The following is a 20,802-nucleotide window of genomic DNA, read 5'->3' on the forward strand; positions in this document are numbered from 1 at the left end:
CGCCTATTTCACCGCGAACGAGTCCGCGGCCGTGGTCAGGGCGCCCAAGCGGCGCCGCGCCGTTTCGCCAAAGGGTTTCGAGCGCCGGCTCTGGGCATCGATCTGCACGATCACGGTGGTGGCCAGGGCCGCGCAGCGTCCATCCTGGAACAGCGCCTGCTCCAGGGTCATCGAGCTTTTGCCGAGGGTGGCGACCCGGGTGCCGATCTGCACCGTGCCGGGCCAGCGCAGTTCGGCGCGCAGGTCGAGTTCCAGGCGCGCGATGACAAATTCGCTGCCGGGTTCGGCGAGCGGCGCATGCGGGTCGTAGATGATCTCCACCCGCCCGGTTTCCAGGAAGGTGGCGAACACCGCGTTGTTCACATGGCCCTGGCGGTCGGTGTCGGCATAGCGGATCTTGTCCGAGGAACGGACGGCGAAGTCATGCAGGGCGGGATCATTGGACATGTCGTGCTCCAGTCTCGAGAGGGGAAGCCAGGGTCGCCGCGTGCGCCAGCCCGCCAAAGGCGTCCAGCAGGCGTTCGCGCCAGGCATGCAGGGTATCGTTGGGTGCCAGCAGCTCTTCGCTACTGGTGCAGCGCGCCCACATGAACATGCCGAACACACAATAGTCGGCGTAGGCCGGGGCCTCGCCGGCCAGGAAGGGCTGGCCCTTGAGGGTCTGGCGAAGCGGGGTCAGGACCTGGCGCAACTGCTCCAGGTGCTTGGCTTGCGGGGCCACCAGCTGTTCCAGCGAGGTGCCGAAGTGCGCTTCCCGGGAGCTGCGGAAATACTCCCGGTCCTCGTCGGCCAGCTGTTCGTACACATCCAGCAGGATCACCCGGGCCACGGCGGGCAGCAGCGTGCTGTCGGCCCAGCGGTTGACGAAACCCGACAACGCGATGGCGTCGCTGCTGCCGAACAGAGACGGGCGCTCGGGGTAACGCTGCTCCAGGTGCAGGGCGATGCGCCAGGAGTCGCTGATGCTCTGGTCGCCATCCACCAGCACCGGGACCGCGCCCTGCCGGGAAAAGGCGATGCGCGCCTTGTCGCTGAAGCGCCAGGCGATGCGTTGGCTTTCCAGGCCTTTGTGGGCCAGGGCCATGCGGGTTTTCCAGCAGTGCGGGCTGAAGCGCAGGTCTGGGTCGGCGCCGGCCAGTTCGTAGAGGGTCAGGGATGCGCTGCTCATGCTTGGTTTTCCTTTGCTATGGACTGTGCTTGCGCTCCGCTCATGCAGCTCGCTCATGGCGTGGGGCCTGGTGGCCTGGGTGTCGGCTGGCCGATGGCGCCCGGCAGCGGGCGCGGGCGTTGCGGCAGCAGGGTCAGGAGCATGCCGGCGGTCACCACCAGCAAGCCGGCGATGGCAGTGCTGTCCGCGCGCTCACCGAGTAGCAGGGCGGCCAGCACCATGGCCGTGCCCGGCACCAGCGCGGCGAAAGTGGAGCCGAGCGACGCACCGAGCAGCTGGACCGAGCGGCTGTAGAAGAACAACGCCACCGTCGACACCAGCAGGCCCTGGTAGACCACCTGGATGCCGATATCCCAGAGCGGCGCCTGGAGGATCCGCAGCCCGCGGCTGGCCAGGTAGGCCGGCAGGTACAGGACCATCGAGCACACCGAGACGATCGCCGTAGCGTGCAATGCATCGCTGCCGGACCATTTCGACACCAGGGTGTAGATCGCCCACAGCAGGCCGCCGAGCAGGAACATCAGGTAGGCGTAGGGCGAGGCCTGGGCCCCGGCGAAACTGTGCCAGCCGGCCAGCAGCACGCCGCCGATGATCAGCGCGGTGCCGGCGTTCGCCCGGGCGCCGAGGCGGGTGCCGAACAGCCGCGCGCTGATCAGGATCGACAACAGGATCATGCTGCCGGGAGTTACCACCGCGAACAGTTCCACCGGGGCCAGGGCCAGCCCCTGGGCCACCACCAGCATGTATGGCGCGCCGATGCCGACGACCATCAGGCCAATGGTTGTCCAGCCCAGGCCCCGGCGGCCATGGCGGAGCAGGTACGGCAGCAGGATCAGCCCGGAGACGCCGTAGCGGATGCAGGTGATGTCGTAGGCATCCAGCGGCGTGCGGGTCAGCCCCAGCCGGGTGACCACCGGGAACGCGCCCCAGATAAAGGCCGCCGCGAGGCCGCACAGAATGCCGGCCCAACGCTGTTCGGGACTGACGGTAAGCGTCATGAGCAGGTCCTCGCTGCGGCGTCCCGGGGCTAGCGGTGGCCGATCTTCACCGAGCCGCTGCTGCCGCGCTTGCGCAGGTAGGCGTACTCGATGTCGTTGAGCAGCATCTGCGCCCGGTTGATGTGGCGCGAGGCGTAGTTGACGCTGGTGAGGAAGTGCGCCAGCTCCTCGGTCTCGGCGAAGTTGCCGTTGTCATGGGCGACCTTGGAGAGGTCCAGGTTGCGCCGGTTCTCCAGCTTGCTCAGGTAGTCGATGTCGATCACCCGGAACGCGGCGCCGATGCTCAGGCCGCGGGCATTGAGCACCTTGTGCCATTCGAAGGGTGGGTTGATCAGCACGTCGCCCGGCTCGACGTAGACGGTGTCGGCCTCGTAGTCGCCGCCTGGCGCTTCGCGACCGCTGCTGGTTTCGAACATCAGGTCGTAGTCGCGGAACTGGTCGCCCAACTGGGGTGGGCGGGTGCTCCACTTCTTGGTGCCGGCGATCATCACGAAAATGTTGAGGGTCGGGAAAATGTGCCAGTCGCTGCCCACCGCGCCGCGGGCCGGCTCGCCGTATTCCTGGGTGCTGTAGCCGAGGAACATGTGGCCGGTGACTTTCCAGGCGTCGATGTTGAACCAGGGTTTGCTGAAAACCTGCTGCTTGACCAGGTTGAAGGCGTCCTTGCCCCACTCGTAGGGGTCGTTGTAGCTCGATGAAATCGTGCCCAGGTGCGAGTAGACGTCGAGGTGGTGGGTGAAGATGTCGTCGAGGAATTCCTGTCCGGTGCCGACGCGGCCGGTGACGTAGTTGTAGTCCGAGGCGCCGTTCTCGTCGCGCATCGACACCGGCTGGTCGCCGGACTTGACCCGCCATTGCAGGTTTTTCCCCGAGCCGACCTGGTCGAAGAACGCCCGTTGCGAGAGCTCCTCGCCGATGGGCGCGAGTTTGCGTAGCAGGGCCGGTTTGGTGAACCCTTCGGTGAAGCGCTCGACCTTGTCGCGGGTGAGCTCGCCCTTGTGTTCGGCGGGCTCGATGACATTGATGTAGCCATACTGGATACGACTGTTCGAAACCATTTCGTAGACTCCTTTTTCCTGACGTAAAAAGAGAAAACCGCTCGCGCCCACGACCGCTGTTATCGGGCGTGACTGCGCAGGTGAAACCGACTTCCTTCCGTGGCGCGCAGCGGAAGTCGCGGACCAGTACATCAAGCATGCTTACCGCACAGCACCTATCGGGTATGATTGACAGGTGTGTCAAAGATCGCAGTGTTGGTATCTTTGACAGCGTTGTCAATAATTATGTGAGCAGTGGTTTTTATGGCGGGTGTCAGGCAGTTTGACGAAGAAAAAGTGTTGTCGGCGGTCCTCGATGTGTTCTGGCGCAAGGGCTGGCAGTCCACCTCCATGGCCGACCTGGCCGAGGCGGCCGAGGTCCAGCGCGGCTCGCTGTACCACGCCTACGGCGGTAAGGAGGCGTTGTTCCTGCTGGCGTTCGAAGCCTACGCCACGCGCTTTTTGGGCAACGCCGCCAAGGCCCTCGAGGCCGCGGACGCCGAGACCGCGCTGCGGCAGTTTTTCCAGGTGGCGATCAGTAACATGACCAGCGGCACGCCACCCAAAGGCTGCCTGACCACCAAGACGGCCACCGAAGTCGACACCATCGGCCCGCGCATCCAGCAACGCTTGCGCGAGCTGCTGGACGCCCTGCAACTGACCATCAGCACCGCGTTGTCGGCCGAGCCGATCCAGGGCGACCTGGCCCTGGCGCCGGCTGAAGCGGCGCAGGTCATGGTCACCTTCACCCGTGGGCTGGCGGTGATGGAGCGCATCTACCAGGAGCCGGAACGTTTGCGCAGCACGGCCGATTCCCTGGTGCGGATGCTGGTGCCGAGCGTCCGGACGCGGGCCTGAGTCGTACCTCTACGCGGCTTTACCGGGTGTCGCGCCCGAGCGACTGCTTCCAGTCCCGCAACACCTCGATCAGGGCACGCAGCTTGGGCGGGACGTGCCGGCGGTTGGCGTAGTACAGCCACATGGCCGGCAGCGGCTGGCAGGTGCCGGGCAGGACTTCCACCAGCTGGCCGCTGTCGAGGTCGGCGGCGATCCGTTCGCGAATGAACACATGGGCAATGCCGACACCGGCGCGGGCGGCTTCGATCACCGCCTGGGTGTCGGTGCTGATGAAGCGCCCGGGCACATCCAGCTTCACCTCGTGCTGGCCGTCGTGCAGCTGCCATTTGTGCATCTGCCCGCTGCTGGGAAAACGAAAGCGCACACAGGAATGCTGGCGCAGCTCGTCGATGCTGCGCGGCGCAGGGTGGCGCGCCAGGTAGTGCGGGCTGGCCACCAGGGCACATTGCAGCGGCGGGGTGATCTGCACCGCGTGCATGCCTGGGTGCAGGGCGTCGGCCAGGCGGATACCGGCGTCGAGCTGTTCCTTGACGATGTCCACCAGCTGGTCTTCGTAGCGTATTTCCAGGGTGACCCTGGGGTAGCGCTGGAAGAAATCCTCGAGCAGCGGGGCGACGATCAGGTGCTTGGCCATGTGCAAAGCGCTGATGCGCAGGTGCCCCGAGGGCTCGCCCTGGGTTTCCCCCAACTCGTCCCGGGCCTGCAGCAGGCTGCGGTAGCAGGCTTCGCTGCTTTCGTGAAAGCGCTGGCCGCTTTCCGTCAGGCTGACGCCGCGGGTGGTGCGGTGGAACAGCCTGGTCTGCAGTTCGCTTTCCAGTTGGTTGATGGCCAGGCTCACGGCCGCCGGGGTCACGCCCAGCACGGCGGCGGCGCGGGTGAAGTTGCCGGTCTCGACCACCGCCATGAAGAGGTGCAGCCCGGCCAGTGGATCGCGTCGGCTCATTGTTAGAAATACTTAATAGTCTTGTAGGGAGAATGTGGATTCTCTTAAAGCTACGAGCTTCATAGACTCTTTTCAACCGCAAAGGAGTCCTGCCATGCACTGGCCCGTCACCCTCAAACCCGCCCGGCAGATGCTCGACAAGGGCATCGCCAAAGCCATGCAGATGCAGCTGTCGGTGTGCATCGCCATCGTCGATTCGGGCAGCAACCTGCTGGCGTTCGTGCGCATGGACGACGCCGTGCCGGGGGCGATCGACCTGGCCCAGCGCAAGGCCCGGACTTCGGCGCTGTTCCGTACCGCCAGCGCCGAACTCGGCGCCTCGTCCGGTCCGGGGCAGTCGTTGTGGTCGATCGAGCAGAGCAACGGTGGCTTGACCAGCTTTGCCGGCGGCCTGCCCATCGTCGATCAGGCGGGGCGCTGCCTGGGCGCCATCGGCGTCTCCGGCGGCACCGCGGTTGAAGACGAAATCATCGCCCGGGCTTGCCTATGAGCCCTGGCCAGCGACATTTTCCTGGAGAACCCACAATGAGCAAAAAACGTATTCTGGTCACCGGCGCCGGTTCGGGCTTTGGCCGTGCGGTGGCGCTGCGCCTGGCAGCCAACGGCCATGAAGTGATCGCCGGGGTGCAGATCACCCCGCAGGTCACCGAACTGCACCAGCTCGCCGCCAGCCTGGACCTCAAGTTGCGGGTGGAGAAACTCGACATCACCTCGGCCCGCGACCGGGCCTGTGCCTGGCAATGGGACATCGACGTGTTGCTGAATAACGCCGGCGACGCCGAGACCGGCGCCATCGCGGAAATCCCGGTGGATATCCTGCGCTCCCAGTTCGAGACCAATGTGTTCGCCAACCTGGAGCTGACCCAGGGCTTCGTGCGGCAGATGGTCGAGCGACGCAAGGGCAAGATCGTCTTCGTCTCGTCGATCGCCGGCCTGCTCACCGGGCCCTTCACGGGCGCCTACTGCGCCTCCAAGCATGCCCTGGAGTCCATCGCCGAGGCCCTGCACATGGAGCTGGAGGAGTTCGGCATCCAGGTCGCGACCATCAACCCCGGGCCTTACTCCACCGGCTTCAACGACCGGATGATGGAGACCTGGAAAAGCTGGTACGACCCGCAGAAGCACTTCACCGATCACTCCGGGCTGAAGTTCCCGTTCGAACAATACGACCCCGAGGAAATGGTAGCGAAGATGGTCGAGGTGGTGGAGGGCGACGGCGGGCTTTTCCGCAACCTGCTGCCGGCGCACTTCGTCGACATCGTCAAGCAGGACCAGCAGGATGCCTGGACGCGCCAGCAGTCGTAGGTGCGCCCAGCGACCCTTTGCATCGGTCCCCAGGTGTCTCCACTGGAAGTGCCTAGGGACATGCAGGGGTTTCGAGGTCGGCGTAGGGGAGGGCAATGGCATCAAGGAACGGCATGTGGCGTTGGCGGGCTGTTCAGTCGAACGTCACCTGCGGCGCGAATTCCGGGTAGTGGGTTGTCATCTCTTCCAGGCATTGCCGCATCAGTTGGGCATCCCTCGGCAAGCGCGTGGCCAGCTCGTCCCAGCCATGGAATTTCAGCTGCACGGGCATTTCCACCAGGCCGGTGATGGCGTCCCAGAAGGCGTCCCAGTTGGCGCCGCACCAGGCGGGAAAACCCAGGGCATCGCGCAGGGTGGCATGCAGTTCGGCCGTGCTGGTCACCGCGTTCAAGTCAATGTCCACCTGCTGTAGTCGGGTCATGTCGCGCACCTTTGAAGTTCCTGGCGGCGCAGGATAACCCGGCTTGCCGCAATCTCTCAGCCCGGTATCGCGCCCAGCTCAAGTTTGTAACCCACGCCATACAACGACTGGATCGGGTCTTCCCCGGGGCAGGCCTGGGCCAGTTTGCGCCGCAGGTTACGCACGTGGCTGTCGACGGTGCGGTCGGTCACCACCCGGTGGTCGGAGTACAGGCGGTCGAGTAACTGGTTGCGGGAGAACACCCGGCCCGGGGACGCGGCCAGGGTCTTGAGCAGGCGCAGTTCCACCGGGGTCAGGTCCAGGGCCACGCCGTCGAACGAGGCGCGGTAGCGTTGTTCGTCGATCTGCAGGCGGGTTTGGGCAACCGCCGTCAACTGCGGGCTGCGGCGCAGGATGGCCTTGACCCGGGCCACTACTTCGCGCGGGCTGAAGGGCTTGCAGATGTAGTCGTCGGCTCCCAGGTCCAGGCCCAGCAGGCGGTCCACTTCCTCGACCCGGGCGGTGATCATGATGATCGGCACTTCGCTGAAACGTCGCAGCTCCTGGCACACCTCCAGGCCGTCGCGCCCCGGCAGCATCAGGTCGAGCAGGATCAGTCGCGGGGGCTGGGCGCGCACCGTCGGCACCACGTCCAGGCCGTTGTCCAGGCACAGGCTGGGGTAACCGGCGGCGTCCAGGTAGTCGCGCAGCAAGGCGGCGAGTTTCGGTTCGTCTTCGACGATCAGGATCGGTTGTTCAGTGCTCATGCTTCAGACCTTGCCGGGCAGGCGCAGGGTCAGCCACAGGCCGCCCAGGGGCGAATGATCGGCGTCGAGGCTGCCGCCGTGGGCCTGGGCGATGCTGCGGCAGATCGCCAGGCCCAGGCCGGCGCCGCCGCTGGCGCGGTTGCGCGAGGCCTCGCCACGGTAGAAGCGCTCGAACAGCCGCGGCAGTTGTTCGGCCTCGACCCCGGGGCCGGAGTCGATGAAGTCGACCCGCAGGTTATCGCCCTCGATACAGGCGCGGATGCGCAGCTGGCCGTCGGCATCGGTGTAGCGCAGGGTGTTTTCCAGCAGGTTGGCGAACAGCTGTTGCAGGCGCTTGGGGTCGGCGTCCAGCTGCATCGGCCGCTCCGGCAGTTTCAGCTCGACCTGGAGCCGGGCGGCCTGGCAGCGTTCCTGGAACATCGCCACGCTGGCCTGCAACAGTTCGTTGAGCGAGCACTCGCTCTTGCGGTAGGTGAGGGCGCCGACGTCGGCCAGGGACAGCTCGTACAAGTCGTCCACCAGCTTGCTGAGCATGCCCACTTCGTTTTGCAGCGATTGCATCGACCGTCGGTCGAGCTTGCGCACGCCGTCCTCGATGGCCTCCAGTTCGCCGCGCAACACCGACAGCGGGGTGCGCAGCTCATGGGAGACGTCGGCCATGAACTCGCGGCGCATCTGTTCGTTGCGCTCCAGGGTGTAGGCCAGCTGGTTGAAGTCGCGGGCCAGCTGGCCGACTTCGTCGTTGGAGGCCTCGGCCACCCGGTTGCTGTACTCCCCGGCGGCCAGGCGGTGGGTGGCCGCGGCCACGCGCTTGACCGGGTCGAGCAGGGTGCGCGAGATCCACCAGGCGATCAGCATCGCCAGCAACAGCGAGGTCACGCCCACCGCCAGGCTGGTGCGCAGCTGGTACTGGAAGAAACGTTCGCCGCCGGCTTCGCTGACGCTCTGGAACGGTGATACGGCCAGCCAGCCGACGGTGCTGCCGGCCACCTCGATCGGCCGCAGCAGGGCATCGTCGGCGATCGCCGCATAGCCGATCACCAGCTGCTTGTTGCGGTCCAGAAGGGCGATGCGAAACAGCGCGCCGGTCAGGTCCGAGGTCATCGGCAGTTTCAGCTTGCGGATCTGCGATTGCTCCTTGGGTCCCGGGCGCATGATGTCGAACCAGCGATCGGGGTTGTCGCGGATGAACTCCCAGTTGCCTTCGCGCTCGTAGGCCACTGCCAGGCGTGGCAGCACCGGTTCCATGCGTTGCAGCGCCTGTTCGTTGAGGTAGCCGAGGAAGCCGCGGCCGAAGCTCCAGCTGGTGGCCAGGCCCATGCTCAGGATGACGAACAGTACGCTGGCCAGGACGGCGCCGAACAGTTTGGTGGAGATGCTCAGTTTCATAGGTTCGCAGGCTGGAGGAATGGCCTGCTCATTTAGGCCCCGGCGCGGCCAGGATTCAAGGTCGCCGGGCAATCTTCAATTTTCCTGCACATTTGCCTCGCAGCATGGCCACGAGCACAAGCCATCCCGTCTTGCAGAGGCCATTATGTCGAGCAAAATCTTCGCCAAGTCCCTGGTGACCACCGCGGTCACTGTTTCCCTGATGGTGCTGTTCGTGTTGAGCGGTTGCTCGCCGGCGGCGCCCGAGGCTGTCACCGACGTGCCCAAGGTCTCGGTGATCACCGTGCAGCCGCAAAGCCAGGCCCTGACCACCGAGCTGGCCGGGCGTACCCAGGCGTTCATGGTGGCCGAGATCCGTCCCCAGGTGGGCGGCATCGTCCAGCAACGGTTGTTCGTCGAAGGCGCCGAGGTCAAGGCCGGGGAGAGCCTGTACCAGCTAGACGCCGCCAGCTACAAGGCGGCCCTGGCGGAAGCCCAGGCCACCCTGGCCAAGGCCCGCGCGACCCTGAAATCGGCCCAGGCCACCGCCTCCCGCGATGCCCAACTGGCGAAGATCGACGCCATCAGCCAGCAGGACAATGAAGACGCCCAGGCCAGCCTATTGACTGCCCAGGCCGATCTGCAGGTGGCCCAGGCCGGCGTCGAGACGGCGCGCATCAACCTGGCCTATACGCGCATCAGCTCGCCCATCGGCGGGCGTATCGAGACCTCCACCGTGACCCCCGGCGCCCTGGTGGTGGCCAACCAGGACTCGGCGCTGACCACGGTGCAGCAACTGGACCCGATCTATGTCGATGTCACCCAGTCCACCACCGAGCTGCTGCGCCTCAAGCGCGACCTGGCCAGCGGTGCGCTGCAGGGCAATGCGACGGATGAAGTGCCTGTCGGCCTCAAGTTCGACGACGGCAGCTCTTATGCCCATGAGGGACGCCTGAAGTTCAGCGGGGTCAGCGTCAGCCAGGGCACCGGTACCGTGACCCTGCGCGCCGAATTTCCCAACCCGGAACGCCTGCTGTTGCCGGGCATGTACGTGCGGGCGGTGCTGGAACAGGCCCGGGACGAGCAGGCGATCCTGATTCCGCAGCGTGCGGTGAACCGCAGCGCCAGCGGCATGACCTCGGTGCTGGTGGTGGTCGAGGGCAAGGTCGAGCAACGCCAGGTGAGCATCGACCGCGCGGTGGGCAACCAGTGGTGGGTGACGACCGGCCTCAGTGCCGGTGACCAGTTGATCGTCGAAGGCGGGCAGAAGGTCCGGGTCGGCGCCGCGGTGGTGGCGCAGAACAGCGACACCGGTACTCGCAGCCGGGTGCCGCAGGCGCCGTCCACCGCCCTGGCGCAGGAGGGTTGAGCATGGCGCGTTTCTTTATCGACCGACCGATTTTCGCCTGGGTCATCGCCATCGTCATCATGCTCGCCGGGGCCTTGTCCATCAGCCAGTTGCCCCTGGAGCAGTACCCGGACATCGCGCCACCGACGATACGCATCTCCGCCACCTACACCGGCGCCTCGGCCAAGACCGTGGAAGACTCGGTGACCCAGGTCATCGAGCAGCAGATGACCGGCCTGGACAACCTGACCTACATGTCGGCCACCAGCAGCTCGGCGGGCAGCGCCAGCATCACCCTGACCTTTGCCGCCGGCACCGACCCGGACGTGGCGCAGATGCAGGTGCAGAACAAGCTGCAACAGGCCGAATCGCGCCTGCCGCAATCGGTGCAGAGCGAAGGCCTGACCGTGACCAAGGGCGGCTCGGACTTCCTGATGATCGCTGCCCTGGCCTCGGACAACGAGAGCGTCACCGGCACCCAGATCGGCGACTACATCACCAGCACCGTGCTCGACCAGATCAGCCGTATCGATGGCGTCGGCGAGGTGCAGACCCTGGGCTCGGGCTACGCCATGCGCATCTGGCTGGACCCGGCCAAGCTGGAAAAATACGCCCTGATGCCGTCCGACGTCAGCGCCGCCCTGGAAGCGCAGAACACCGAAGTCTCCGCCGGGCAGTTGGGCGCCATGCCAGCAGTGGCCGGGCAGCAACTGAACGCGACCATTACCGCGCGCAGCAAGCTGCAGACCGAGGACGAGTTTCGCAACGTGGTGGTCAAGTCATCCAGCGACGGCGCCGTGGTGCTGCTGAGCGATGTGGGGCGGGTCGAGCTGGGCAGCGAAAGTTATGACATGAGCACGGCCCTCAATGGCCGGCCGGCTTCGGCCATGGGCATCAAGCTGGCGACCGGGGCCAACGCCCTGAGTGTCGCTGAGGCGGTCAAGGCCAAGCTCCAGGAGCTGGAGCCGTTCTATCCGGCAGAAATGCAGCTGAAGAACCTCATTGCCTACGACACCACGCCCTTTGTCAGCCTGTCCATCGAGGAGGTGGTCAAGTCCCTTGGCGAAGCCATCGTCCTGGTGGTGCTGATCATGTTCCTGTTCCTGCAGAACTTTCGGGCCACGCTGATCCCGGCGATCACCGTGCCGGTGGTGCTGCTGGGCACCTTCGGCGTGCTGGCGCTGCTCGGCTATTCGATCAACACCCTGACCATGTTCGCCATGGTCCTGGCCATCGGCCTGCTGGTGGACGACGCCATCGTCGTTGTGGAGAACGTCGAGCGGGTGATGGTCGAGCAAGGGCTGTCGCCCCTGGAGGCCACGCGCCAGTCGATGGCGGAAATCACCAGTGCCTTGATCGGCATCGCCCTGGTGCTCAGCGCGGTGTTCGTGCCCATGGCGTTTTTCGGCGGTTCCACCGGGGTCATCTACCGACAGTTCTCGGTGACCATCGTCTCGGCCATGCTGCTCTCGGTGCTGGTGGCCATGACCTTGACCCCGGCGCTGTGCGCGACCCTGCTCAAGCCCGCCAATGCTCAGGGGCATGGGCCGCAGCGCGGCTTCTTCGGTTGGTTCAACCGTAACTTCGAACGCAGCGCCCAGGCCTATCAGCGGCTGGTCGGCGGCATCCTGCAACGTGGCCGTAGCAGCCTGCTGCTGTACGGGGGGCTCCTGCTGGTCATGGGCGTCGGCTATAGCAACCTGCCGACCTCGTTCCTGCCGGATGAAGACCAGGGCACCCTGATGGCGCAGATCCAGCTGCCGGTGGGCGCCACCGACAGCCGCACCCAGGCGGTGATGAAACAGTTCGAGAGCTACATGCTCGAACAGCCGGAAGTCGAGGCGTTGATCAGCATCAGCGGCCTGGGCATGGGCGGCAACAGCCAGAACACCGGCCGTGCCTTTATCAAGCTCAAGGACTGGAGCGAGCGCCTGGGCGCCGGCCAGGACTCGGCGTCGATTGCCCAGCGCGCGACCCTGGCGCTGGCGAGCATCGGCGATGCCAATGTGTTCGTCATGCAGCCGCCGGCGGTGCGTGGCCTGGGGCAAAGCTCGGGCTTCGACCTGCAGCTCAAGGACCTCGCCGGCCTGGGCCACGACGCCTTGGTGGCGGCCCGCGGACAGCTCCTCCAGCTGGCGCAGCAGGACCCGCGCCTGCTCGGGGTCCGCAGCAACGGCCTGGACGACACGCCGCAGCTCAAGGTCAGCATCGACGATCGCAAGGCCGGGGCCCTGAGCCTGAGCACCAGCGACATCAATAGCACCTTGTCCACGGCCCTGGGCGGCACCTACGTCAACGACTTCCTCAACCAGGGCCGGGTGAAGAAGGTCTATGTGCAGGGTGAGGCCGCGGCGCGGATGCAGGCGCACGACCTGGACCGTTGGTTCGTGCGCAACGCCAATGACCAGATGGTGCCGTTCTCGTCCTTCGCCAGCAGCGCCTGGAGCTACGGTTCGCCGTTGCTCGAACGCTACAACGGTATTTCCTCCCTGGAGATGGTGGGCGACCCGGCGCCGGGGGTGAGCTCCGGGGTGGCCATGGACGTGGTCGAGTCCCTGGTCAAGCAACTGCCCGAGGGCATCGGCTATGAGTGGACCGGGCAGTCCTATCAACTGCGCCTGTCCGGCTCCCAGGCGCCATTGCTCTACGGGATTTCGATCCTGTTTGTATTCCTCTGCCTGGCGGCCTTGTACGAAAGCTGGTCGGTGCCGTTCTCGGTGATGCTGGTGGTGCCCCTGGGCGTGGTCGGGGCGGTGCTGGCGACCCGCTTCAGCGGCCTGAGCAACGACGTGTACTTCCAGGTGGGGCTGTTGACCACCGTGGGGCTGTCGGCGAAGAACGCGATCCTTATCGTCGAGTTCGCCAAGCACCTGCACGAGCAGGGCGCGAGCCTGCTGGAGGCGACCCTGACCGCGGTGCGCCAGCGCCTGCGGCCGATCCTCATGACCTCCCTGGCCTTCATGTTCGGCGTGCTGCCCCTGGCCTTGAGCTCCGGCGCCGGTTCGGCCGGGCGCCGGGCCATCGGTACCGGCGTGCTGGGCGGCATGTTCAGCGCCACGGTGCTGGGGATCTTCTTCGTGCCGCTGTTCTTCGTGCTGATCCGTCGCCGTTTTACCCGTGCCTCCACGACGTCCACTCAACCCGCTGCAACAGGTGACGCATGATCAAGTTTCGTTGGGCCCTGGTGCCTGTCCTGGCGCTGCTCGGTGGCTGCATCAACCTGGCGCCCGAATACCAGCGCCCCGAGGCGCCGGTTGCCGAGCAATGGTTGCCGGGCAGCAAGACTTCCACCGGGGAGGTCGCCGCCGATATCCACTGGCAGCAGTTTTTCACCGATAGCCGCCTGGCGCGCTTGCAGGCCCTGGCCCTGGCCAACAACCGCGACCTGCGCCTGGCCAGCCTGAACATCGAGAAGGCCCAGGCGCAATACCGCATCCAGCGCGCGACGTTGTTCCCGGCGATCGACGCCGGGGTCAGCGGTACTCACGCCCGCACGCCGGCTTCTTCCTCCAGCAGCGGCGTGGCCACTACCAGCCATGACTACAGCGCGCAACTGGGCCTGAGCAGCTATGAGCTGGATGTGTTCGGACGGCTGCGCAACCTCAAGGACGAGGCGCTGGAAGCCTACCTGTCGCTGGCCGAGACCCGGCGCAGCACGCAGATCAGCCTGGTGGCCGAGGTGGCCACGGCCTGGCTGACCCTGGCGGCGGACAACGAGCTGCTGCGCCTGGCCCAGGAAACCCTGCGCAGCCAGCAGGCGACCTACGAGCTGACCCGGCGCAGCCATGCGTTGGGTGGCTCCTCCGGGCTGGCCCTGGCCCAGGCGCAGACCACCGTGGAGTCGGCCCGCGGCGACGCGGCGGTGTACGCCAGCCAGATCCTCCAGGACCGCAACGCGCTGCGCCTGCTGGTGGGCAGCGAGATCCCCGACGAGCTGCTGCCCGGCGCCAGCCTGCAATCGGCGGCGTTGCTGGTGCGGGTGCCGGACGAATTGCCGTCCAGTCTGTTGCAGCGGCGTCCCGATGTGCTGGCGGCGGAACACACGCTGAAGTCGGCGAACATCGATATTGGCGCGGCGCGGGCGGCGTTCTTTCCGAGCATCAGCCTGACCGCCAACGCCGGTTCGGCGAGTTCGGCGCTGTCCGGGCTGTTCAAGGCCGGCAGCGGTGCCTGGACCTTCGCCCCGAGCATCAGCCTGCCGTTGTTCGACGCCGGTAGTAACCGCGCGACCCTGGACGCGGCCAAGGTCGAGCGCGAGATCCAGGTGCAGACCTACCAGCAAACCGTACAGAGCGCCTTCAAGGAAGTCGCCGACGCCCTGGCCGAACGCAGCACCCTGGACGAACGCCTGGACGCCCAGCAGGCGCTGACCGACGCCAGCCGCAAAAGCTTCGAGCTGGCCGACGCGCTGTATCGCGGTGGCTCGCAAAGTTACCTCGAAGCCCTGGACGCCCAGCGTTCGCTGTACAGCGCCCAGCAGGACCTGATCAGCCTGCGCCTGGCCGAGCAGAGCAACCGGGTGACCCTGTACAAGGTGCTGGGCGGGGGCTGGCAGTGAGAGTGCAGGCCTACACCAGATGGGCCGCAAAGCCCTGGCGGCCGGCGGCGATTTCCGGGTGCAGGGTGAGTTCGGGGATCTGGTAGGCGCCGGCGTTCTGCGGGCGGAAGGCGATGGGCGCGGTTTGTTGCAACTGGTCGAGGCGCTGCCCGAGCTGGTCACAGATCGTGGCGAAACGCGCCTCGTCGATGCGCCCGGTGCGGTAGACCACGAACGGCGGCAGCACGTCGAAGCCTGGGTAATAGAGAATGCCGTGGTGGATCGGGAACAGCAGGTCGTCCATCGGCCCATTGATGCCCCGCGGGCCATAGTGGGATTCCCAGCCGCCGGCGCTGACGATCAGCATCGCCCGCTTGCCGGCCAGGGTGCCTTCGCCGTAGCGATCGCCCCAGCGCGCGTCCGAATGCTCGCCCACGCCATAGGCGAAACCGTAGGCATAGACCCGTTCCACCCAGCCCTTGAGAATCGCCGGCATGGAGAACCACCACAGGGGAAATTGCAGCAGCACGGTGTCGGCCCAGAGCAGTTTTTCCTGCTCGCGGGCGATGTCCGCCGATTGCAGGCCCTCTTCGAACGCGCGCTTGGAGTCCAGGGACGGATCGAAGCGCGCGTTGTCCGGCCGGCCCAGGCTGTCGTCGGCATCCAGCGGCGCCTTCCAGTTCATCGCATACAGGTCCGAGACCTGGACCGCGTGGCCGGCGGCCTCCAGGCGCTTGATCGTGAAGTCCTTGAGCGAGCCGTTCAAGGAGCGGGGTTCGGGATGGGCATAAACCAGCAGTACATTCATCACAGGGTCTCCAATGTCGGGAGACAGCAGGATCGGTCGTCGCCAGGTATATTGGAAATGAATATCCAATATCCCAGGTATTGTCGTGAATAATTTAAGACGCTTGGACATCAACCTCCTGCTGACCCTGGATGTGCTGCTCGCCGAGCACAACGTGACCCGCGCGGCGCAACGCCTGAACCTGTCGCAACCCTCGGTCAGCGTGCATTTGGCCAAGCTGCGGGAGATCTTCGGCGACCCGTTGTTGCTGCCGGGCCCGCGGGGCATGCGGCCCACCGCCAGGGCCGACGAGTTGCGCGAGCCGTTGCGCCGGGCGCTGGAAGCACTGGAGCTGGCGGTGGCGCCGGCCAGCCCGTTCGACCCGGGCGCGGCGGCCAATACCTGGAACGTGTCGGCGTCCGACTACGGCGAATCGACGGTGATCCTGCCGGCGCTGGCTGGCTTGCGCGCGGCGGCCCCCGGCACCCGGCTGGCGGTGCTCGAACTGGAGCCCGGACGCCTGGTCCAGCAGGCCGAGCAGGGCAGTATCGACCTGGCCCTGCACACCAGCGAGGACTCACCCCCCGGGCTGCGCCGTCGCGTGCTGTTCAGCGAGCGGTATGTGCTGGTGGGCCGCGCGGGCCATCCACGGCTGCAACGGCGCCCGAGCCTGGCGCAGTTCGGCAAGCTGGAGCACGTTGTGGTGTCCCCCGATGGCGGCGGTTTTCACGGCGTCACCGACAGTGCGCTGGGTGAGGTGGGCCTGACCCGCCGGGTGGTGCTGTCGGTCCCGCACTTCCTGTTTGTCCTCTCGGCGCTGGCGAGCACCGACCTGGTGGCGATGCTGCCGGCGCGCCTGGTGCGCGACAACCCGGCGCTGAAGGTGGTCGAGCCGCCGCTTGAAGTCCCGGGCTATGAAATGGCCATGCTCTGGCACGAGCGCTGCCATCGCGACCCGGCCCACCAATGGCTGCGGGAGTTCATCGTCGCTTCGCTGTGAACGCTGCTACGCCTCGTCCCTGGCCGGCGTTTCCCACGGTGCGCCCTGGGCAAAACGTGCCTCGATCCAGTGCTTGAAGGCCTGGGCGGTGGCGCTGCTGAAACGCGCGGAGGGGCGCAGCAGGAAAATTCCCGAGTCGCTGTCCAGCTGCCACTGCGGCAGCACCCGGACCAGATGCCCCGCCGCCAGGTCCTGGTGCATCAACCAGTCGCCGCCGGCGAGGATGCCGACGCCGGCCCGGGCGGCACACAACAGCGCCTCGTTGTCGTTGCTGTGCAGGGTGCCGCGGATGCGCACGGTTTCCTGCCGGCCCTGGCGGGTCAGGCGCCAGTCGGGGTAGGAGCGCAGACCGGTAAAGCCCAGGCAGTTATGGTTGGCGAGGTCGGCGGGCACCTGCGGTTCGCCATGGCATTGCAGGTAGGCGGGCGCGGCGCAGAGGATGCGCCGATGGGCACAGAGCTTGCGGGCCACCAGTTGGCTGTCGGCCAGCTCGCCAATGCGGATCGCCGCGTCGAAACCCTCGCCGACGATGTCGACGAAGCGGTCCGAATACTCGGTCTCCAGCACCACCCCGGGATGGGCCAGGGCGAATTCTGCGAGGATCGGGCTGAGCCAGCGCCGGCCCATGGCGGCCGGCAAGGCCAGGCGCAGGCGCCCACGGATCTGCGCAGCGCCCTGGGAAGCTTCGTGTTCGGCTTCGCTGATCAGGCTCCCCGCCTGCCGCAGGCGTTCGACCAGACGCGCGCCTTCGTCGGTAAAGCGCAATTGCCGGGTGGTGCGCTGCACCAGGCGGATGCCCAGGCGGCTTTCCAGGGCCGCCAGGCGCTTGGACAGCACCGAGGGGTGGCGCTGCAAGGCACGGCCGGCGGCGGCGAAAGAGCCGTGCTCGAAGAGCGCCATCAGGGTGGCGAGTTCATCGGCCTGTCGACTGTCGAACGGATCCATGTGCCTGGGGGGCCTCGTCGTACGGCCAGAAGGCCGGAAGGGAAGGAATGGATCGGCTCAAGGTATCAGGACGATGGCCCCTTGCGCGCGTCCGCCGTGCAGATCGGTGTGGGCCTGGGCCACCTCGGCCAGGGGGTAACGCTGCCAGATCCGCGGCTGGATGATACCCGTGGCGAAGGCATCCAGCACATCGGCGGCGCGCGCCTGGTATTCGCTGACGCTGGCGGTGTGGGCAGCGAGGGACGGGCGGGTGAAGAACAGCGAGCCCTTGGCGTTCAGCGTGCCGACCGGTACTGGTTCCGGCACGCCCGATGCCGCGCCGAAGGACACCAGCAGGCCGCGCGGGCGCAGGCTGTCGAGGGAGGCTTCGAAAGACACCCGGCCGATCGGGTCGTACACCACATCGACCTTGTGCCCTTGAGTGACCTCGACGACCTGTTGGGCGAGGGTCGCGGCATCGAACACCAGCACTTCGTCGCAGCCGGCCGCCCGGGCCCGCTCGACACTTTGCGGCTTGGATACGACGCCGATGACGCGGGCCCCCAGATGCTTGGCCCAGGGCACCATCAACTGGCCCAGGGCACCGGCGGCGCCATAGATCAGCACCCGGGTGCCAGGCCCGACGGGGTAGGTGGACTTGAGCAGGTACTGGGCGGTGATGCCCTTGAACAGCAGGGCCGCGGCGGCGTCCGAGACCAACTGCGGCGGCAGCTTGACCAGGCGCTCGGCCGGGTACAGGCGGGCGCTGGCATAGGCGCCAAGAGGCCCGGTGGCATAGGCGACGCGGTCGCCCACCTGGACCTGGGTGACCCCGGGACCGATCGCCCTGACCAGCCCCGCGCCTTCCAGCCCGAGCCCGCAGGGCAGGGCAACCGGCACGGCGCCGCTGCGCTGGCTGAGGTCCAGCGGATTGACGCCGATGGCCGTCTGCTCCAGCCAGACCTCGCCGGCACCGGGTGCCTGGGCTTGCACCTGTTCGAACTGCAGGACCTGAGGGGAGCCGACTTCGTGAAGCTGTACGCGGGTGACCATGCCCGATCTCCTTGGAATGTTCGTAAGGAGGCGAGAATAGAAGTGAGCTGTTGGGGCAACAATCCAGGTTGGTTGCATTACACTGCTGCGCACTGTGCAGGAGTCCGAGAAGAAATCTGGAACTGGCCGGGCCTTGGGGCACAGGTGGACCCGCGTAATTCGGGTTCATTGAGCAGGGCCTGCCTGACTCTTTATTTTCCGGGCACTGCCCTGTCAGCCCATCGCCACTGCCGACGGTAAAGCATTGAATTATTTCATTTCTGTCCTTGACATGCCCTGCGAACAAGTCCAGAATTGCGTCCATTCCTGATTCAGGAACGCGAAAAACCCCTTAGAATTCAAAGGGTTGGAAGGTAGATTAAGTTCAGGCTTCCAGCTTAGGGTTGTATACCTTTGATGCGGTTGTAATGCATCGAAAGTTTGGCCGAGTAGCAAAATGGTTATGCAGCGGATTGCAAATCCGCCTACGCCGGTTCGATTCCGACCTCGGCCTCCAAACTGAAAACCCCGTAGATCAATGATCTACGGGGTTTTTTATTGGCTGAAATTTGCAATGTGTTCCGCATCTTTTGGCAAGTGTTCCGCAACCCTCCCTCTATTTTGTCGGTTTGACGACTTCCCCGACACGGCGATAAACCCTCTTGGTGATCTCTTCGGAGATATGCCCAAGCAGCTTGCTGGCATGCTCCAGAGCGATCTCGCTGGCTGCCTTTGGCCGGATATCCCTGAACTGAAATTGACGGATGCTGGCCGCGAGCGCGGTATCGCCCTCTGCCGTGGCCTTGATGGCTGCTTTCTCCCTGGCCTCGTCCCAGCGGTTGCGCAGCATTTGCTGGCTCATCCGCAAGCCTGATGCGTTGGTAATCAGGATTGACGTCCGGATGCCGTTCATTGCCCGACGTTCTAGCAGGTTCTCAAGAAACGCCGCCAGATCGGATTGTTTGCCGGCATCCTCGAGGAGAATGCGCAAGCGCTTCTCTGTCTTGCCCTGGCCGACACGTAGATCCGCGACATTGCGATCAAGGCCGACGTGGCCAACAAGCCCGAAGAGGCCCAGCTGACCAGGACGGTCATCGATACGGCCAAGGACACTGGCATGTCGCGCAACAACGTTGCCGACTTGGTCAACCAACTCGTCGGTGCCGGTATGGAGCTGGACAAGGCGCTGGCCTATGCCCCTACCGCAGCCAAGTTCGCGGTCGGGCAGGGCGCCAGTGGCGTGGATACGGCATCGATGATCATGGCGCTGCAGCAGAACGCCAAGATCACCGACCCCAAGGTCATGCAGCAGGCGTTCGAGGCTATCGCGTACCAGGGCCAGGCGGGCAGCTTCGAGGCCAGTGATATGGCCCGCTGGTTTCCGCAGTTGCTGGCATCGATGGAGAAGAACGGCAGCACCGGCCTAGATGCCGTCACGTCGTTGGGCTCGATGCTGCAGGTGCAGATGAAAACTGCCGGCAGCTCGGACGAAGCGGCGAACAACTTCAATAACTGGGTCGAGAAGATCGGCTCGGGTGATGTGGTCATCCGGGGCAAGGCCAGTGACATGCGCGGCAGCGGTAAGACCACGCGTAGCGGCAGCTGGGAGGGCGTGCCGCTGTCGCAGATCATCCGCGACATTGCGGCCCGCAACGGCTGGGCACCGGCCTGCCCCGTGCAGACAAAGGTCGACTGAGTCGACCAGCGTAACGAGTCGGACTTCAACTTCATCACCCGCCTGGCCAAGCAATACGACTGCACCGCGAAAGTTGCGGACGGCAAGCTGCTGGTCCTGCCCCGTGAAGCCAGCCAGGGTGCCAGCGGCAAGGCCTTTGGGGTGGTCACTATCACGCCGGCGGACGTGAGCCGGTGGCAGTTCCGCCTCGGGGATCGCAGCGCACAGAAGGCCGTGAAGACCCAGCACCAGGACAAAAAGACCGGGAAGTTGGCGGTGGTCGAGCTGGGTAATGACGACGCCCCCTCGGGGCTACCGGGCGTACACACCGATCAACACATCTACCCGAACAAATCAGCAGCCGAACAGGCGGCCAAAGCCAAGCTCGCTGCGTTCAACCGCACCACTGCCAGTGTGCGCTTGCAGATGCCCGGGCGCACCGACCTGTTCGCCGAGCGCTTGATCAATGCCCAGGGTTTCAAGGTAGGGCTGGATGGCCAGTACCTGGTTGACAGCGTCGAGCAGACGTTTGACGCCTCCGGCTGGTCGACTGCGGTGGAGTGCAACGGCGGCAAGAAGGGCAAGGCGAAGGCCAAGGGCAAGAAAAAGAAATCCGACAAGCCACTGAAGGTGGTCGATGTGAAACCGGCCTGAG

Annotated in this window: 19 protein-coding genes, 1 tRNA gene and 1 pseudogene; 9 read left to right on the plus strand and 12 right to left on the minus strand. The window is 65.7% G+C overall.

Annotated features, from left to right (window positions below; all coding sequences use genetic code 11):
- Window positions 1-3: 3 nt before the first annotated feature.
- From H0I86_RS14650 to H0I86_RS14665, 4 genes are read right to left on the minus strand one after another with little or no spacing between them, the layout of a single operon-like run.
- On the minus strand, window positions 4-447 hold the full coding sequence (locus H0I86_RS14650) for an acyl-CoA thioesterase (RefSeq protein ID WP_180925573.1): 444 nt from the start codon (window positions 445-447) through the stop codon (window positions 4-6).
- Entirely contained in the window at window positions 437-1,225 is a 789-nt protein-coding gene (locus H0I86_RS14655; protein ID WP_180925574.1) for a glutathione S-transferase family protein, read from the minus strand. Before H0I86_RS14655 ends, H0I86_RS14650 begins: the two co-directional genes overlap by 11 nt.
- A complete protein-coding gene (locus tag H0I86_RS14660; RefSeq protein ID WP_180925575.1) occupies window positions 1,222-2,166 on the minus strand; it encodes a DMT family transporter in 945 nt (314 codons plus the stop codon). Before H0I86_RS14660 ends, H0I86_RS14655 begins: the two co-directional genes overlap by 4 nt.
- A gap of 29 nt (window positions 2,167-2,195) precedes the next feature.
- Window positions 2,196-3,224, minus strand: coding sequence for a cupin domain-containing protein (locus tag H0I86_RS14665; protein ID WP_180925576.1), 1,029 nt, complete (start codon window positions 3,222-3,224; stop codon window positions 2,196-2,198).
- A 243-nt stretch (window positions 3,225-3,467) separates the two neighbouring features.
- Here H0I86_RS14665 and H0I86_RS14670 point away from each other — a divergent pair, with 243 nt between their 5' ends.
- On the plus strand, window positions 3,468-4,061 hold the full coding sequence (locus H0I86_RS14670; RefSeq protein ID WP_180925577.1) for a TetR/AcrR family transcriptional regulator: 594 nt from the start codon (window positions 3,468-3,470) through the stop codon (window positions 4,059-4,061).
- A 19-nt stretch (window positions 4,062-4,080) separates the two neighbouring features.
- On the opposite strand, the gene H0I86_RS14675 is transcribed toward H0I86_RS14670, so the two are convergent.
- Window positions 4,081-5,004, minus strand: a complete 924-nt coding sequence (locus tag H0I86_RS14675; RefSeq protein ID WP_180925578.1) for a LysR family transcriptional regulator — start codon at window positions 5,002-5,004, stop codon at window positions 4,081-4,083.
- Between the two features lie 94 nt (window positions 5,005-5,098).
- On the opposite strand from H0I86_RS14675, the gene H0I86_RS14680 reads away from it, so the two are divergent.
- On the plus strand, window positions 5,099-5,494 hold the full coding sequence (locus H0I86_RS14680) for a GlcG/HbpS family heme-binding protein (protein ID WP_180925579.1): 396 nt from the start codon (window positions 5,099-5,101) through the stop codon (window positions 5,492-5,494).
- A gap of 35 nt (window positions 5,495-5,529) precedes the next feature.
- Window positions 5,530-6,309 (plus strand): SDR family oxidoreductase, encoded by a 780-nt coding sequence (locus H0I86_RS14685; protein WP_180925580.1) that lies wholly within the window; start codon window positions 5,530-5,532, stop codon window positions 6,307-6,309.
- Window positions 6,310-6,442: 133 nt separating this feature from the next.
- Here the strand turns inward: H0I86_RS14685 and H0I86_RS14690 are convergent, their stop codons facing one another.
- Genes H0I86_RS14690 through baeS form a run of 3 tightly spaced genes read right to left on the minus strand, consistent with a single transcriptional unit; the run spans window position 6,443 to window position 8,865 of the window.
- A complete protein-coding gene (locus H0I86_RS14690) occupies window positions 6,443-6,730 on the minus strand; it encodes a barstar family protein (protein WP_180925581.1) in 288 nt (95 codons plus the stop codon).
- A 56-nt stretch (window positions 6,731-6,786) separates the two neighbouring features.
- Window positions 6,787-7,476, minus strand: coding sequence for a response regulator (locus H0I86_RS14695; protein ID WP_180925582.1), 690 nt, complete (start codon window positions 7,474-7,476; stop codon window positions 6,787-6,789).
- A 3-nt stretch (window positions 7,477-7,479) separates the two neighbouring features.
- On the minus strand, window positions 7,480-8,865 hold the full coding sequence (gene baeS / locus H0I86_RS14700; protein WP_180925583.1) for a sensor histidine kinase efflux regulator BaeS: 1,386 nt from the start codon (window positions 8,863-8,865) through the stop codon (window positions 7,480-7,482).
- A gap of 145 nt (window positions 8,866-9,010) precedes the next feature.
- Here baeS and H0I86_RS14705 point away from each other — a divergent pair, with 145 nt between their 5' ends.
- From H0I86_RS14705 to H0I86_RS14715, 3 genes are read left to right on the plus strand one after another with little or no spacing between them, the layout of a single operon-like run.
- Window positions 9,011-10,213 (plus strand): efflux RND transporter periplasmic adaptor subunit, encoded by a 1,203-nt coding sequence (locus H0I86_RS14705; RefSeq protein WP_180925584.1) that lies wholly within the window; start codon window positions 9,011-9,013, stop codon window positions 10,211-10,213.
- Window positions 10,214-10,215: 2 nt separating this feature from the next.
- Window positions 10,216-13,356 carry an efflux RND transporter permease subunit gene (locus H0I86_RS14710; RefSeq protein WP_180925585.1) on the plus strand — a complete coding sequence of 1,047 codons (3,141 nt, stop codon included), beginning with the start codon at window positions 10,216-10,218 and terminating at the stop codon, window positions 13,354-13,356.
- The gene (locus tag H0I86_RS14715; RefSeq protein WP_180925586.1) at window positions 13,353-14,750 is read left to right on the plus strand and encodes an efflux transporter outer membrane subunit; all 1,398 of its coding nucleotides are present in this window, start codon (window positions 13,353-13,355) and stop codon (window positions 14,748-14,750) included. Before H0I86_RS14710 ends, H0I86_RS14715 begins: the two co-directional genes overlap by 4 nt.
- Before the next feature lie 10 nt (window positions 14,751-14,760).
- Here the strand turns inward: H0I86_RS14715 and H0I86_RS14720 are convergent, their stop codons facing one another.
- Window positions 14,761-15,537, minus strand: a complete 777-nt coding sequence (locus tag H0I86_RS14720; RefSeq protein WP_180925587.1) for an NAD(P)H-dependent oxidoreductase — start codon at window positions 15,535-15,537, stop codon at window positions 14,761-14,763.
- Window positions 15,538-15,622: 85 nt separating this feature from the next.
- On the opposite strand from H0I86_RS14720, the gene H0I86_RS14725 reads away from it, so the two are divergent.
- A complete protein-coding gene (locus H0I86_RS14725) occupies window positions 15,623-16,516 on the plus strand; it encodes a LysR family transcriptional regulator (RefSeq protein WP_180925588.1) in 894 nt (297 codons plus the stop codon).
- A gap of 6 nt (window positions 16,517-16,522) precedes the next feature.
- Here the strand turns inward: H0I86_RS14725 and H0I86_RS14730 are convergent, their stop codons facing one another.
- Window positions 16,523-17,461, minus strand: a complete 939-nt coding sequence (locus H0I86_RS14730; RefSeq protein ID WP_180925589.1) for a LysR family transcriptional regulator — start codon at window positions 17,459-17,461, stop codon at window positions 16,523-16,525.
- A gap of 57 nt (window positions 17,462-17,518) precedes the next feature.
- Window positions 17,519-18,493: a quinone oxidoreductase family protein gene (locus tag H0I86_RS14735; protein WP_180925590.1), complete on the minus strand. Its 975-nt coding sequence runs from the start codon at window positions 18,491-18,493 to the stop codon at window positions 17,519-17,521.
- A 422-nt stretch (window positions 18,494-18,915) separates the two neighbouring features.
- On the opposite strand from H0I86_RS14735, the gene H0I86_RS14740 reads away from it, so the two are divergent.
- A tRNA-Cys gene (locus H0I86_RS14740) sits at window positions 18,916-18,989 on the plus strand.
- 99 nt (window positions 18,990-19,088) lie between these two features.
- Here H0I86_RS14740 and H0I86_RS14745 read toward each other — a convergent pair.
- Window positions 19,089-19,463, minus strand: a complete 375-nt coding sequence (locus H0I86_RS14745) for a site-specific integrase (protein WP_258019442.1) — start codon at window positions 19,461-19,463, stop codon at window positions 19,089-19,091.
- Between the two features lie 126 nt (window positions 19,464-19,589).
- Between H0I86_RS14745 and H0I86_RS14750 the strand changes: the two are divergent.
- Window positions 19,590-20,801: pseudogene (locus H0I86_RS14750) on the plus strand (phage tail tape measure protein).
- Window position 20,802: the final 1 nt, after the last annotated feature.

This window comes from Pseudomonas chlororaphis subsp. aurantiaca (assembly GCF_013466605.1).
GTDB lineage: Bacteria > Pseudomonadota > Gammaproteobacteria > Pseudomonadales > Pseudomonadaceae > Aquipseudomonas > Aquipseudomonas chlororaphis_I.